The sequence below is a fragment of the Paractinoplanes hotanensis genome (assembly GCF_023717965.1).
GTDB lineage: Bacteria > Actinomycetota > Actinomycetes > Mycobacteriales > Micromonosporaceae > Actinoplanes > Actinoplanes polyasparticus.
In genome coordinates this window covers 1-14,415 of record NZ_JAMQOL010000041.1, presented here as the reverse complement: position 1 = coordinate 14,415, position 14,415 = coordinate 1, and the positions used below count along the sequence as shown (strand labels likewise).

The 14,415-nt window shown below is 71.4% G+C and carries 12 protein-coding genes; 6 read left to right on the top strand and 6 right to left on the bottom strand.

Annotated features, from left to right (window positions below; translation table 11 throughout):
• The first annotated feature begins 202 nt into the window (after positions 1-202).
• A complete protein-coding gene (locus LXN57_RS28285) occupies positions 203-655 on the top strand; it encodes a pyridoxamine 5'-phosphate oxidase family protein (RefSeq protein WP_251801265.1) in 453 nt (150 codons plus the stop codon).
• Between the two features lie 363 nt (positions 656-1,018).
• Here LXN57_RS28285 and yczR read toward each other — a convergent pair whose 3' ends face one another.
• Entirely contained in the window at positions 1,019-2,473 is a 1,455-nt protein-coding gene (gene yczR, locus LXN57_RS28280; RefSeq protein WP_221376086.1) for a MocR-like transcription factor YczR, read from the bottom strand.
• Between the two features lie 59 nt (positions 2,474-2,532).
• On the opposite strand from yczR, the gene yczE reads away from it, so the two are divergent.
• Together yczE and LXN57_RS28270 are read left to right on the top strand one after the other, a co-directional pair.
• Positions 2,533-3,189, top strand: coding sequence for a membrane protein YczE (yczE, locus tag LXN57_RS28275; protein WP_251801264.1), 657 nt, complete (start codon positions 2,533-2,535; stop codon positions 3,187-3,189).
• A 93-nt stretch (positions 3,190-3,282) separates the two neighbouring features.
• Positions 3,283-3,714: a hypothetical protein gene (locus LXN57_RS28270; RefSeq protein WP_221376084.1), complete on the top strand. Its 432-nt coding sequence runs from the start codon at positions 3,283-3,285 to the stop codon at positions 3,712-3,714.
• A gap of 408 nt (positions 3,715-4,122) precedes the next feature.
• Here the strand turns inward: LXN57_RS28270 and LXN57_RS48010 are convergent, their stop codons facing one another.
• From LXN57_RS48010 to LXN57_RS28260, 3 genes are all read right to left on the bottom strand, one after another.
• Positions 4,123-4,251, bottom strand: coding sequence for a hypothetical protein (locus LXN57_RS48010; protein ID WP_285904684.1), 129 nt, complete (start codon positions 4,249-4,251; stop codon positions 4,123-4,125).
• 214 nt (positions 4,252-4,465) lie between these two features.
• Positions 4,466-5,680 (bottom strand): MFS transporter, encoded by a 1,215-nt coding sequence (locus LXN57_RS28265; protein WP_251801263.1) that lies wholly within the window; start codon positions 5,678-5,680, stop codon positions 4,466-4,468.
• Positions 5,681-5,967: 287 nt separating this feature from the next.
• Positions 5,968-7,113, bottom strand: coding sequence for a S8 family peptidase (locus tag LXN57_RS28260; RefSeq protein ID WP_251801262.1), 1,146 nt, complete (start codon positions 7,111-7,113; stop codon positions 5,968-5,970).
• A gap of 118 nt (positions 7,114-7,231) precedes the next feature.
• Between LXN57_RS28260 and pdxR the strand changes: the two genes are divergently transcribed.
• Entirely contained in the window at positions 7,232-8,638 is a 1,407-nt protein-coding gene (gene pdxR, locus LXN57_RS28255) for a MocR-like pyridoxine biosynthesis transcription factor PdxR (protein ID WP_251801261.1), read from the top strand.
• Here the strand turns inward: pdxR and LXN57_RS28250 are convergent.
• Together LXN57_RS28250 and LXN57_RS28245 are read right to left on the bottom strand one after the other, a co-directional pair.
• On the bottom strand, positions 8,524-9,825 hold the full coding sequence (locus LXN57_RS28250; protein WP_251801260.1) for an APC family permease: 1,302 nt from the start codon (positions 9,823-9,825) through the stop codon (positions 8,524-8,526). The genes pdxR and LXN57_RS28250 overlap by 115 nt on opposite strands.
• A 65-nt stretch (positions 9,826-9,890) precedes the next feature.
• The gene (locus tag LXN57_RS28245) at positions 9,891-10,502 is read right to left on the bottom strand and encodes a TIGR03085 family metal-binding protein (RefSeq protein WP_251801259.1); all 612 of its coding nucleotides are present in this window, start codon (positions 10,500-10,502) and stop codon (positions 9,891-9,893) included.
• 111 nt (positions 10,503-10,613) lie between these two features.
• On the opposite strand from LXN57_RS28245, the gene LXN57_RS28240 reads away from it, so the two are divergent.
• Together LXN57_RS28240 and LXN57_RS28235 are read left to right on the top strand one after the other, a co-directional pair.
• The gene (locus LXN57_RS28240; protein WP_251801258.1) at positions 10,614-12,413 is read left to right on the top strand and encodes an ABC transporter ATP-binding protein; all 1,800 of its coding nucleotides are present in this window, start codon (positions 10,614-10,616) and stop codon (positions 12,411-12,413) included.
• Complete coding sequence (locus tag LXN57_RS28235; protein WP_251801257.1) at positions 12,410-14,167, top strand: ABC transporter ATP-binding protein; 1,758 nt, start codon at positions 12,410-12,412, stop codon at positions 14,165-14,167. Before LXN57_RS28240 ends, LXN57_RS28235 begins: the two co-directional genes overlap by 4 nt.
• Positions 14,168-14,415: the final 248 nt, after the last annotated feature.

The window sequence follows — 14,415 nt, the reverse complement described above, 5'->3', positions numbered from 1 at the left end:
CCCAGGGACGCGCTGGTGGCGTTGCACCTCGGGGCCGCGGCGGGGGCTGGGACGTGGGGTCGCGGCGGGCCGTTGTAGCCGGGGACGTGCCGGCGGCATTGCACTCCCGGGGCCGCGCCGTGGCCGTGAGGTCGGACCGGGGCCGCGCCAGGGTCGTGGGGCGTTGGGCCGCGGCGGGGGTCACGCGTCGTAGGCTGCGGCGATGGCTGAGGAACCGAGGTCGAAGCAGCAACGCAAGTCGGACGTGCTCGCGCGGCTGAGTGCTCCGGTGGCCGACGCCTGGGTCGCGACGGCCCGGGACGACGAGCCCTACCTGGTGCCGCTCACACTGGGCTGGTTCCGCGAACGCCTGCTGATCGCCACCGCCCGCAAGTCACCCACCGGCCGCAACATCGCCGCAACCGGCCGGGCCCGAATCGGCTTCGGCCCCACCCGCGACGTCATCCTGATCGAGGCGGCGCTGGAGGCGACGCTCCCCGTGACCGAGGCCGAAGCTGAGGGCGCCGCCTACGCCGAACAGAACGACTGGGATCCGCGCACAGCGGGCGAGGCATACGTCTTCCTCGTGCTGAGCCCCACGCGGGTCCAGGCCTGGCGCGAGGAGAACGAACTCGCCGACCGCGAACTCATGCGCGACGGCGTCTGGCTCATCTGACCACACCCGCACCCGCACCCGCACCCGCACCCGCACCCGCGCCGCACCCGCACCCGCGCCGTGCCTGCACTCGCACCCGCGCCGCACCCGCACCCGCGCCGTGCCTGCACTCGTACCCGCGCCGTGTCCGGAGTCGCGCCGTGCCTGCACTCGCATCCGCGCCGTGTCCGGAGTCGCGCCGTGCCTGCACTCCACCCGCGCAGTGCCCGCACCCGCGCAGTGCGATGCCCGCACCCGCGCAGTGCCATGCCCGTGCCGCGCCGTGCCCTACGAGACGTCTCGTCTCGGTTGGCTTGTTCGTTCGGAGCGGTCGACGACCCCTCGGTCGGTCCGTCGCGGGCTGCCCAGCTGCCGGGCCCGGCGTCAGGCGATGACCGACGGCGTTCGCCAGGAAGGGATCGTTGCGCGGTCGAGGTCGTGCCGGACTGAGGCGATGCGGCGGACCGCCTCGGTGAGCTGCTCGGACGGCAGCGCGAAGGGCAGCCGCAGGAAGCGTTCGAGCGTGCCGTCCAGGCCGAAGCGGGGGCCGGGGGCCAGGCGTACGCCGACGTCCTCGGCGGCCCGGGCCAGGGCACTCGAGATCGGGCCGTCGAGTTCGGCCCAGATCGTCGCACCGCCCGGCGGCAGTACGAAGCGCCATTCGGGCAGCAGTTCGGTCACTGCGGCGGCCAGCACGTCGCGCTGCCGGCGCAGTTCGGCGCGGCGGTCGCTCAGGATCTTGGGGGAGTGCTCCAGCAGGCGCACGGCGACGAGCTGTTCGAGCACCGGGCTGGCCATGTCGACGCCGACCCGGATGGCCGCCAGCCGCTGCACCAGCGGGGCCGAGGCGCGTACCCAGCCGATCCGCAGGCCGCCCCAGTAGCCCTTGCTGAGGCCGCCGATCGACACCACCCGCGAGTGCCGGTCGAACACGGCGACCGGCGGGGGCATCTCGTCGCCGTCGAGCTGCAGGTCGACCCACGACTCGTCGACGACCAGGTCGGTGCCGGTGCTGTGGGCCGTGGCGACCAGCCGCTCGCGCAGGCTCGTGGTCATCAGGTGTCCGGTCGGGTTGTGGAACTCCGGGATCACGTACGAGAGCCTCGGCCGGGTCTGCCGCAGCGCCCCGAGCAGCATCTCGCCGTCCCAGCCGGTCGCCGTGTCGAGCCCGTGGGTGCTGATCCGGGCCCGGCGCGCCGAGAGGGCGGCCAGCGCGTTGGGATAGGTCGGTGCTTCGACCAGCACGGGCGATCCGGGCGGAGCGAGCAGCCGGAGCACCAGGTCGAGGGCCTGCTGGGTGCCGCCGGTGATGAGGATCTGCTCGGCCGAGGTGGCCACCCCGCGCGCCTGATAGCCGGCCGCGACCACCTCGCGCAGCTCGATCAGGCCGGTCGGGTGGTAGCCGGCGCTGCCCAGATAGCGGGGCAGGTCGTCGGCTGCGGCCCGGGCGGCCGGCACCAGTTCGGGCGGGGCGGCCGACGCGGCCACGCCCAGGTCGATCACGTTGCGGTCGTCCTCGGGGGTCCACAGGCCCGAGGTGGCGACCCGGTGGCCGTTGGGCAGGGTCGTCCAGCTTCCGGCGCCGCGCCGGCTGGTGAGATGGCCGGTCTCGCGCAGCGTGCGGTAGGCGGCGCTGACCGTCGTCCGGCTCACGGCGAGCGCCTCGGCCAGTTCGCGTTCGGCCGGGAGACGTACGCCCAAAGGAAGCCGCCCGTCGGAGAGCAGCCCCCGCACCGCGGCGGCGAGAGCGGCGTAGTCGGGACTCCGGTGGCGACCCGGAAGTGAATGCCACTGACCGAGCAGCCGAGCCAATTGGCCCCCACGTATTGTCGTCGTCACATCCACCTCCGGCGAATTGGCTCTTCAGCTTCGCACAATTGGCCTTCAGAGTGGCATTCATGGCCCTCAGTGACAACAGAGATCGTCGTCTCGTCCGGCGCACCGTGCAGCTCTTCGCGGGGCTGGTGCTCTACGGCGTGAGCATGGCCTTCATGGTGGAGTCGGCGCTGGGCCTCAACCCGTGGGACGTGTTCCACCAGGGCCTGTCGAAGGTCACCGGGATCAGCTTCGGCCTGGTCGTGATCCTGCTCGGCATCCCGATCCTGTTGCTGTGGATCCCGCTGCGGCAGCGCCCGGGCTTCGGCACGCTGGCCAACCTGGTCGTGGTCGGGTTCGCGGTCGATGCCGCCCTGCACGTCCTGCCCGCGGGCGGCACGATCCCGGCCCGGGTGTGCTACCTGGTCGGCGGCATCCTGCTCAACGGTCTTGCCACTGGCCTCTACATCGGCAGCAGGTTCGGGCCCGGCCCGCGCGACGGGCTGATGACCGGCCTCGTCGGGCGGTTCCCGCGGCTGTCCGTCCGGCTGGTCCGGACGTCGATCGAGCTGCTCGTCCTCGGCGTGGGGTTCCTGCTCGGCGGCACGGTCGGCATCGGCACGGTCGCGTACGCTCTGGCCATCGGCCCGCTCGTGCACGTGTTCCTGCCGTGGTGCACCGTGGGCGGCGGCGAGCCGCGGGCTGAGATCCACAAAGGACTGAGCGGTTTGCGCCGCTGATTCGGTTTAGCACACAAGATCGTCGGTCACAGCTTTGTGATCATCGCGACACATTCGCTTCCCGGTGCCCGGGTCGCACGGCATCATTGCCCCATGGGGGCTGGCGGCTGGCAGTGGAACGACGCTTGGATCTTCGTGTCCGCGGTCATCGCCGAGCGCCTCGAGCGTGACCGCGCCCAGCACGCCGCTCTGCCCATGGTCGGCGCGAGCCTGGCCGACCTGCTCGCCGCGGCCGACTTTCTGCACCACAGCATTCCCAACCGGGCCGAGCTTGAAGAATCCGTGCGCCGCCTGGCCGGGGCCGGCCTGATCGTCGTCGAGGACGACCTGGTCGAGGTGGCCCCGGCCGGTGAGCAACTGTGGCGGGGCCGTCCGTTCAGCGGCCTCTCCTCGGCCGTCATGACCCTGCAGACCCAGCTCAACCGAAGCGCCGGCGCGCCCGGCGACGCCGATTGGGCGCTCGACGAGCAGGCGTACGCCCAGGCCGTACGCGAATATCGTCACCGCCTCGCCGACGACCGCTGATCCCGCCGTCCGCGCGGCCGCGCCGTCCGCACCCCACCGTTCGCTTGTCCATGCCGCGCGCAGGCCACCGTTCGCCTGGTCGCGCTGCGCGCACCCTGCCGTTCGTTTGGTCGTGCTGCGCGCACCCTGCCGTTCGTTTGGTCGTGCTGCGCGCACCCTGCCGTTCGTTTGGTCGTGCTGCGCGCACCCTGCCGTTCGCTTGGTCGTGCTGCGCGCAGGCCACCGTTCGCTTGGCTGTGCGGTCCGTACCGAACCGTTCGACCTTCCGGACGGTCGCTCAGATTGCCGCCTCGGGTGAGGATGGTGCGGCTTCTCGGATCTGGCCTTCCTTCCGGCCGCGCTTCCGAAGCGGCCGGTGGATCTTCTTCTTATGTTGTCGTGCTGACTGCGAGATGACGGCGCCGCGCTTCAGAGCCGGGCGCATTGCGGGACGAACAGGGCCGTGTCCGGCCGGGCTTCGAGGCAGCGGTGGATCTTCTTCTGCTGCTGCCGTGCTGACTGCGAGATGACGGCGCCGCACTTCAGAGCCGGCTGCATTGCGGGACGAACAGGGCCGTGTCCGGCCGGGCTTCGAGGCAGCGGTAGATCTTCTTCTGCTGCTGCCGTGCTGACTGCGAGATGACGGCGCCGCACTTCAGAGCCGGCCGCATTGCGAGACGAACGGGTCCGCGTCGGGCCGCGCTACCGAGCCGGCCGCTGGATCTTCTTCTGCGCCGCGCTGATGGCGAGACGAAGGGGCGTGAAGGTCGCGTCAGGGCGTGAGGGTCTCGATGGGCTTCATGTCGCGGATGGCGGGCGCGACGGTAGCGGTCAGCGCCGACACCGAGACCGTGGCGGCGAACAGCGCGATACTGACCGGCGCGCTCCAGGCCGTGACGAAGACCCCGGCCAGCAGCGGCGCCATGGTTGCGGCCGACATGGCGAACAGGAAGATGACGCTCAGCACGCGGCCCTGCAGGTGGTCGGGCGTGATGGCCGCCTGGTAGCCGAAGAGCGCCGCGTTGCAGGCGGGCCCGACGAAGATCGCCAGCGCGATCGGGGCGGCCGCGGCGACGCTGGTGGTGAAGAAGGCGCTGACCGCCAGGAACAGGGTCGCCGCCCAGCAGAGGCCGCGGATCAGGACGGCGAACGACAGCCAGCGCTGCAGAGTGGGCGCGACCAGGGCGCCCATCAGTCCGCCGGCGCCGACGACGGTCTCGGTCAGGCCGATCACGCCGGGCTGCACGCCGTGCCCCTGCAGGGTGACGATGATCGTGAACATCGAGCCGTAGAGCGCGAGGTTCAAGGGGGCGGCGACGATGAGCACGGTCCGCAGGAACGGGTTGCGGAAGACGAATCGCAGGCCCTCCAGCAGGGCGGCGCGGTGTCCCGGATGGTCGTGCTCACGCTCGGCCTGCAACGGCTTGCGGATCAGGGCGATGCCGATGAGGGAGGCCAGATAGGACAGCGCGTTCCCGACGAACGGCAGCGCCGCTGTGATCCCGAACAGGACACCCCCGAGCGGCGGCCCGGCCAGCGCGGTGCCGTAACTGCGGGCCTCGTTACGGGCCACGGCCGCCGGCAGCTGGGTGGTCGGCACGATGCTGCGCAGGGCCGCGTGTTCCGTCGTGTTGAACAGCGACCCGCAGGCGGCGTCGATGATGGCCACCGCGATGATCTCGGTCAGCCCCGCACGCCCGGTGGCCACGGCCGCGGCCAGCGCCACGAACGCGACCAGTCGGATCACGTCGCAGGTGAGCATCGCCCGCCGCCGGTTGAGCTGATCAGCCAGCACGCCCGACGGAAGCCGGCAGAGCAGCCTGGCCACCTGGGCCGCCGTGCCGACCGCGCCGGCCTGGACCGCCGAGCCGGTCACGTCGAGAACGAGCAGCGGGATCGCCAGCATGGCGATCGCGCCACCCAGATCCGACAGGCTCTGGCTCGTCCACAGCAGAGTGAACTCACGGTTGCGCCACAACGTGCTCATGGCGCGACTCCGGACCAGAACACGTTCCGCAATCTCGTGGTCACGCAATGGAGAATATGTACTGCATTCGCAATCCGCCGTCCACAGACATCAATCCGGCTGACTCCCGCCCCTGTGGACAACCCGGCCCGTTCGGCTTGACGGCGGCGTAGCTTCGACCCCATCGCCCCTGGAGGGCGGGGGCTAGGGACGGGCCGACCAGGGCGGTTCGGCGTTCTTGAAGATTTCGCGTAGCGGGCAGCGCGACGCCCGGCCCGCGTGTGCGGAACCGGGCGCCGGGCGATCGGTTACTGGACCACGAAGAGCAGGCGGTTCGGGGAACCCGTGCCGGCGCTGGTCACGACGCCGGTGGTGGCGTTGTTGACCAGGCTGTCGCGCACCTGGGCCGGGCTGTAGCCGGTGTTGCGGGACAGAACCAGCGCGGCCGCGCCGGCCACGTGGGGGCTGGCCATCGACGTGCCGCTGATGGAGTTGGTCGCGGTGTTCGAGTTGTACCAGGCCGACGTGATCGACGAGCCGGGGGCGAAGATGTCCAGGCAGGTGCCGTAGTTGGAGTAGCTCGCCTTGGCGTCCGTGCTGGTGGTGGCGCCGACCGTGATGGCGCTGGCCACGCGGGCGGGGGACGAGTTGCAGGCGTTGGCGGTCGAGTTGCCGGCCGCGAGGGCGAACGTGATGCCCTTCGAGATGGCCGAGTTGACCGCGTTGTCCAGGGTGGAGCTGACGCCGCCGCCGAGGCTCATGTTGGCCACCGCGGGACGGGCCGTCTGGCTGCCGACCCAGTTGACGCCCGCGATGACTCCGGCCGTGGTGCCGCTGCCGGAGCAGTTCAGCACGCGCACGCCGACCAAGCGCACGGCCTTGGCCACGCCGTACGTCGAGCCGCCGACCGTGCCCGCCACGTGGGTGCCGTGGCCGTTGCAGTCGACCGCGCCGCTACCGACCGCGTCGTAGCCGGCCGTGGCCCGCCCGCCGAACTGGTTGTGCGTGTAACGGATGCCCGTGTCGATGATGTACGCGGTGACGTTCGAGGCCGTGACGGGATAGGTGTACGTCGTGCTCAGCGGCCGGGCGCGCTGGTCGATGCGGTCGATGCCCCACGTCGCGTTCGTCTGCGTGGCGTTCAGGGAGATCGTCTGGTTCTGCTCCACGTAGGCGACGCCGGGGCTGGCCGCGAGCCGCTTGGCCTGCGCCGCGCTCATGGTGGCCTCGTAGCCGTTGACGATGCCCAGCTGCTGCCGGACCTGCCCGCCCACGCTGCCGGCCTGCGTCTTGGCGCCGGGCTTGAGCACCACGATGTAGCTGTCGGGAATCGCGGTTGCGGCGTCGGCCATCCGGAGGTCCCCCGTGGGGGCGGCGGCAGCGGGGGTGCCCACCGCGACGGCGGCGGTGACCGCGGCGAGCAGGCCGGCGGCCAGGGTGCGTCGAGTCGCCATACTGTTCCTCTCCCGGAGCTTCTTGAATTGACGTTTGTCACTTCAATGAGGAGAGCGTAGGCGCGCCGGTCCGCGATCGCCGCCATACCGATTGGGCCATAGCGCGGAGAATGAGCGGGTGGACCTGATCATTCGGCTGGACGGGACGGACGGGAAGACCGCTGCGGTCTACCGGGCGTTGCGTACGGCGATCGTGGACGGGCGGCTTCCGGCGGGCGAGCGGCTGCCCGCGACCCGGGCGCTCGCCGCCGATCTGGGCGTGGCGAGGGGAAGTGTTGCCGCCGCCTACGAGCGGCTGGCCGCCGAGGGCTATCTGTCGTCCCGCGTGGGCGCCGGCACCTTCGTGGCCGCGGTGTCCCGGGGCCGGTCGCGGCGGCGCGCCGCCTCCGATCCGCTGCGGCCCCGTGAGGACTGGTCGTGGGAGCCGCTCGAGACCAGCGGCGCGGTCCGCCCGCCGCACTACGACTTCCGGACCGGCATTCCCGACGCGGGCCTGTTCCCGTTCGACTCGTGGCGGCGCCTGGTCACCGCCGAGCTGCGGCTGCGGGCGAACAACCCCGGCACGTACGGGGATCCGGCCGGCCACCCCGCCCTGCGCGAGGCGATAGCGCGTTACCTGGGTGTCTCGCGCGGGGTGCGGACGACCGGGGCCGACGTGGTGGTCACCAACGGCGCCCAGCATGCGTTCGACCTGCTGGCGCGGGTGCTGGTGAAGCCGGGCGACGTGGTCGCGGTCGAGGAGCCGGGCTACCCGCCGGCCCGCCGGATCCTGGCCGCGCTCGGCGCCCGGGTGAGCCTCGTGCCGGTCGACGATCAGGGGCTTGTCGTCGCCGATCTGCCCGCCCACTGCCGGCTGGTCTACACCACGCCGTCCCACCAGTTCCCGCTCGGCCGCGCGATGAGCCTGACCCGCCGCCGCGAGCTGCTCGACTGGGCCCGCTGCCGTCCGGCGGCGATCGTCGAGGACGACTACGACAGTGAGTTCCGTTTCTCGGCGCGCCCGCTCGAGCCGCTGTACAGTCTCGACTCGGCGGGGCGGGTGCTCTATGTCGGCACGTTCTCCAAAAGCATGCTCCCGGCCGTGCGCACCGGTTTCGTACTGGCCACCCCGGGTCTGCGGGACGCCCTGATCGCGGCGCGCCAGCTCGGTGACGGCTACGGGCAGCCGGCCGTGCAGGCTGCGCTGGCCCGCTTCCTCGACGAGGGGCTGCTCGCCCGGCACGTCCGGAAGGCCGGGAAGGCGTACGGGGAAAGGCACGCCCGCATCGTGGCCGCGCTGGCCGGAATGCCGGAGCTGACGATCGTCCCCAGCGCTGCCGGCCTGCACGTCGCGGCCCTGACCGGGGTGAACTCGACGGCCGTGGTGGCCGCGGCCGCGAAGCGAGGGCTGGCGCTCGACGATCTGCTCGACTACTCCGGCTCGCCGACCAGGCACGGCTTCGTGTTCGGGTTCGGGGCGGCCGACCCGGCGCTGATCGACGAAGGGATGGCGATCTTCGCCGGCCTCCTGGCGCGCCACGACTGATAGGCGAGCGACGCGGCGACGATCACGAGGCTGAGCAGCGCCGGCGGCCCGTTGAGCCAGAGCAGCCCGAGCACCGAGACCAGCCCGACCGCGGCCACGGCCCGGGAGCCGCCGCGCGGCAGCAGGCGCAGCGCGGCCGCCGTGCCGATCACGTAGACCAGCGTGAAGCACCCGGTGACCAGCAGCAGCATGGTGTGCAGATCGATCGGCAGCGCTGCCGAGGCGAGGCTGCCCCCGAAGATCACCAGCAGCGACTTGCGGGGTGTGCCGGCAAGTCGCGCGGGCAATGCGCCGTCGCGGGCCAGCGCCGCCCCGAGCTGCGAGGCCCCGGCCAGGTACGCGTTGACCGCGCCCGCGGTGAGCAGGACCGCCACGACCGCCGTGATCACGCGGACCGGGCCACCGAAGCCGGACGCCAGCAGGTCGGCCAGCGGCGCCTCGCTGCTGCCCAGCGCCGGGCCCAGCACGAGCACGCTGACGGCTGCGACCCCGAGATACAGGGCGCCCACCACGACGACGGCGATCGCGGTCGCCCGGGGCACGTCCCGGCGCGGGTTGCGGTAGGAGCCGGCCAGCGACGAGACCGCCTCCCACCCGGCGAACCCCCAGACCAGCACGGCCGCCGCCGGTCCGACGGCCGACCAGCCGTGCGGCGCGAACGGGGTGAGGTTGTCCCAGCGGGCGTGCGGCAGCGCGGCCACGACGGTGACCAGGAGCAGCGCTGCCAGCACGCCCGTGAGCGCGAGCTGGACGCGCCCCGTGACGCGCAGCCCGAACCAGTTCATGACGAAGACCGCGCCGACGATGACCAGGAACGTGAGCAGCGCCGTGATGCGGCCACCGCCGACCACATCGGCCACGTAACCGCCGGCGAAGGCGGTCGCGGCCGGCGCTCCGAGCGGCACCGCGAAGAAGAAGCACCAGCCCACAGCCGCGCCGAGACGGGGGCCGAACGCCAGCCGGACGTAGGTGGACACCCCACCGCCGTCCGGGTGCCGGGCGCCCAGCGCCGCGAAGGTCAGGGCCAGCGGGGCCGAGAGGACGATCAGGGCGATCCAGGCGACCAGGGAGGCGGGGCCGGCGACCTCAGCCGCGAGGGCCGGCATGGAGATCACGCCGGTGCCGAGAACGGCGCCCACGCAGAGCGCGGCCCCTTGGGCGAGAGACAGTCCGGAGTTCTGTGCCATGCGCCTACGCTAGGGCCGCATTGGCTCGCGTTTTGGTCCAATCAAGGGCTGACCAATTGGGCCAATCACAGACCCAGCCGGGCGTCCCGCAGGCCGTCGCCCTCGATCGTGACGCGGGCGTTGTCCCGGCGGCCGGTGAGGAACATGGCGAGCTCGCCGGGCGGGCCGGTCAGGGTGGTCGCCGGATTGTCGCCCACGATGAAGGACCCGTGCCCGGGCGATCTGACCTCGACCGCCGTGCCGGACCGCCGCAGGACCAGCCGGCCGGTGAGCTTCACGTTCCGCCACAGGGCGGTCTCGAGGCCGGGATCGAGCTCGCGCGGCGCCCAGTCCGGTTGGGCGCGGCGCGCATCCTCGTGGTGCACGAAGAACTCGATCGTGTTGGCCGCCTCGTCGACCAGGCGATTGCTCACGGGGCTCCACCACGGTGGCGTACGCATCTCGTGCACGACGTCGGCGTACGGGCGGGCGGCCGTCCGCAGCCGCACCCGCTCGCCATGGCTCCGGAGCGGGCCGATCATGGCGCCGGCCGCGGCGTCGGGGCGGCGGTCGCGGACGACCAGGTGCGCCGCGAGGTCACGGGTGGTCCATCCCTCGCAGAGCGTCGGCTCGTCCGGGCCGAGCCGGAGGAGCAGGTCGGCGAGCAGGCGTCGTTCACGCTGGGCATAGGCGGTCACAAACGTGATCGTAGACACATGTTACGAAGGTGAACTGCGGCGACCCCGTTCGGCAGGATGGGTATGTAAGGCCGGAACCGCCGGCAAACACTTACCAGTCAGGTAGGAATTTTGAGCACCAGGTCCAGCCGCGATGTGCTGGTACGGGGACTAGGGGTGCTGGGCCAGGCGATTCGCACCGAGCCGCGCCTGTTCACGGTCGGCGTGGCCGGCAGCAGTCTCTTCGGCCTGCTCGTCATCGCGAACTCGTACGTGGTCGGCGCCGTCATCGGCCATGTCGTCGTGCCCGCCTTCTCCACCGGCTCCACCGGCACCGGCACGCTCGCCCTGATCGCCGCCGCCTTCCTCGGCCTCAGCGCGCTGCGCGTCCTGACCATCTTCGGCCGTCGCCTCGGCGCGGGCTACATGCAGTTCCGCCTGCAGGCCCGCTACCGCCGCGCGGTGACCCGGCGCTACCTGTCGCTGCCCCCGGCCTGGCACCAGCAGCACGCCACCGGCAGCCTGCTGTCCAACGCCAACTCCGACGTCGAGGCGGCCTTCGTGCCGATCGCGCCGCTGCCGTTCGCAGTCGGCACGATCGTGATGATCCTGGCCGCCGTCGTGGCGCTGTTCCTCACCGACTGGGTGCTCGCGATGGTCGGCGTCGTCCTCTTCCCGGTCCTGTTCGCCCTGAACACCTTCTACGCGCGGCGCATGTCTCCGCGGCAGATCAGGGCGCAGCAGATGCGCGCGAAGGTCAGCGCCGTCGCGCACGAGAGCTTCGACGGCGCGCTGGTGGTCAAGACCATGGGCCGCGAGGAGGACGAGTCCCGCCGCTTCAAGGTCTTCGTCGACGAACTGCGCGACTCGCTGATCTCGGTCGGCCGGCTGCGCGGCCTGTTCGACCCGATCATGGACGCGCTGCCCAGCGTCGGCACCCTCGCGGTGCTGCTGCTCGGCGCCTGGCGGCTGCAGAACGGCGCGATCAACGTGACCGAGCTGGTCACCGTCGCCTTCCTGTTCACCGTGCTGGCGTTCCCGGTGCGCGCGATCGGCTGGGTGCTCGGCGAACTGCCGCGCAGCGTCGCGGGCTGGGACAGGGTGCAGTCCGTGCTGGCGGCCGAGGGCGACCTCGCCTACGGCTCGGCCACCGCGTCCGCGAGCGGTCCGGCCACGCTGCGTTTCGACAAGGTCGATTTCGCGTACGGCGACGGTCCGCTGGTCCTGCGAGACGTGTCGTTCCGCGTGCCCCCGGGCAAAACGGTCGCCCTGGTCGGCGCGACCGGCTCCGGCAAGTCGACGATCGCGTCGCTCGCCGTGCGGCTCGTCGACCCCGGCGCGGGCCAGGTCAGCCTGGACGACACGCCCCTGCCCGCGCTCAGTGAGGCCGGCCTGACCAGCGCGTCCGCCCTCGTACCGCAGCTGCCGTTCATCTTCGACGACACCGTGCGGGGCAACATCACGCTCGAACGGGAGGGCGTCGACGACGAGGCTGTCTGGGCCGCGCTGCGCCTGGCCGAGGCCGACGGCTTCGTGGCGAAGCTGCCCGAGGGGCTCGACACGGCGGTCGGCGAACGCGGCACCTCGCTCTCGGGCGGGCAGCGGCAGCGCCTCACGCTGGCCCGCGCCCTGGCCGGGGCTCCCCGGCTGCTGGTGCTCGACGACGCGACGAGCGCCGTCGACCCGCGGGTGGAGGCGGCGATCCTGGCCTCGCTGCGCGGCGGTGACGCGGGCGCGTCGATCCTGGTGGTGGCGTACCGCCGGGCCACGATCGCGCTGGCCGACGAGGTCGTCTATCTGGCGCAGGGCAAGGTCGTGGCCACCGGCACCCACGCCGAGCTGCTGGCCACCCACGCGGGCTACGCCGATCTCGTGACCGCCTACGAGAAGGCCGAGGCCGAAAAGGCCGACGCCGAAAGGGTCGAGGCATGAGCGTCGGCACGTACGCAACGATCAAGCGCGGCCTGGCCCTCTCGCCCGAGCTGCGTCCCGGCCTGGGCGGCACGATCGCCCTCGCCGTGGTGCAGATGTCGGGCCGGGTGGCGGTGCCGATCGCCGTGCAGCAGGGCATCGACCACGGCATCCGCGGCGCCGGCGGCCCCGACCTGATGTTCGTGACCGAGGTCGTGGCGTTCACCTTCGTGGCGCTGATGATCTCGACAGTGGCCGGCTACCTGATGACCCGGCGCCTGTTCACCGTCAGCGAGACCGCCCTGGGCGCGCTGCGCTCGCGCACGTTCCGGCACATCCACGATCTGTCGATGTTGCACCAGCAGTCCGAGCGGCGCGGCACGATGGTGTCCCGGGTGACCAGCGACGTCGACCAGATCTCGCTGTTCCTGCAGACCGGCGGCGTGCAACTGTTGCTCGCCAGCGGTCAGCTGCTCGTCTCGACGATCGTGATGTTCGTCTACTCCTGGCAGCTCACGATCGTGGTGCTGCTCGCCTTCGGCCCGGCTGTGGCCGTCATCCGCCTGTTCCAGAAGAGGCTGGCCGCCGTCTACGGCGCGGTCCGCGAGCGGACCGGCGTCATGCTGGGCGTCATCGCCGAGAGCGTCGTCGGGGCCGTGGTCATTCGGGCGTACGGCGTGGCCGGGCGCACCGGCAAGCGGCTCGACAACTCGATCGAGCGGCTCGAGGTCTCCCAGCGCAAGGCCATGCGCACCAGCGTGACCAGCTTCAGCAGCGGCGAGATCGGGGCCGGCCTGGCCCTGGCCGGGGTCGTGGTGGTCGGCGTGCTCATCGGGGTCGACGGCGGCCTGACCGTGGGCCGGCTCACCGCGTTCCTGTTTCTGGTGACGCTGTTCATCCAGCCCGTGCAGATCGCCACCGACATGCTCAACGAGGCCCAGAACGCGGTGGCCGGCTGGCGCCGCGTGCTGGACGTGCTAGACCTCGAACCCGACGTCAAGGACCCGGACGACGTAGGCGTAGACCTGCGGGCCGGCCCGCTGTCGGTGCGCTTCGCAGATGTCTCGTTCCGCTACCCCGGCGGCCCGATCGTCCTGGCCGACGTAGACCTGGAGATTCAGCCCCGTACGAAGGTGGCTGTAGTAGGCGAGACCGGAAGCGGCAAAACAACATTCGCCAAGCTGCTGACCCGCCTGATGGACCCCGCAGAGGGCGAGGTGCTGCTCTCAGGAACACCACTGCGTAACGTACGGTTCTCGGCCCTGCGCTCACGCGTGGTGATGGTTCCCCAGGACGGCTTCCTGTTCGACGCCACAATCGCCGAGAACATCCGCTTCGCCGACCCCACCTTGACCGACGGCCACTTGGCAACAGCGTTCACCGAACTAGGCCTGGCCGACTGGCTGGCCACCCTCCCGAACGGCCTGGAAACCCCGGTAGGCGAGCGAGGCGAGGCGCTGAGCGTCGGCGAACGGCAACTTGTAGCACTGGTACGCGCATACGTAGCCGATCCCGACCTGCTCGTACTCGACGAGGCCACAAGCGCAGTAGACCCAGCCACCGAGGTACGCCTACAACGGGCCTTGGACACAGTAACCCGAGGCCGGACGACCGTCGCCATCGCGCACCGGTTGTCCACAGCCCAAGCCGCCGACGAGGTCATAGTCGTGGACGCCGGCCGCGTAGTCCAACGCGGCCCGCATTCGGAACTAATCAAAAACGAAGACTCGATCTACGCCAACCTATACGCAAGCTGGTTAGAACAAACCCGCTAATCCCCGTGCCCCCACCAGTGTGAGCAGCCCGCAACACCCGATTTCTCCCGTGCGCCCACCAGTGTGAGCAACCCGCGACACCCTATTTTTCTCGTGCGCCCCACCAGTGTGAGCAACCCGCGATCGCCCCGCTGGTGAGGAGGCAGTCGATTTTCCGACGCCGCGGGGTTTCTCGACTTTCGCACTTTCGGGGGTCTGCGGGCCGCGGTAAGGCAGACGGTCACGGTGTGTGCGTCGTGAAGGAGTGA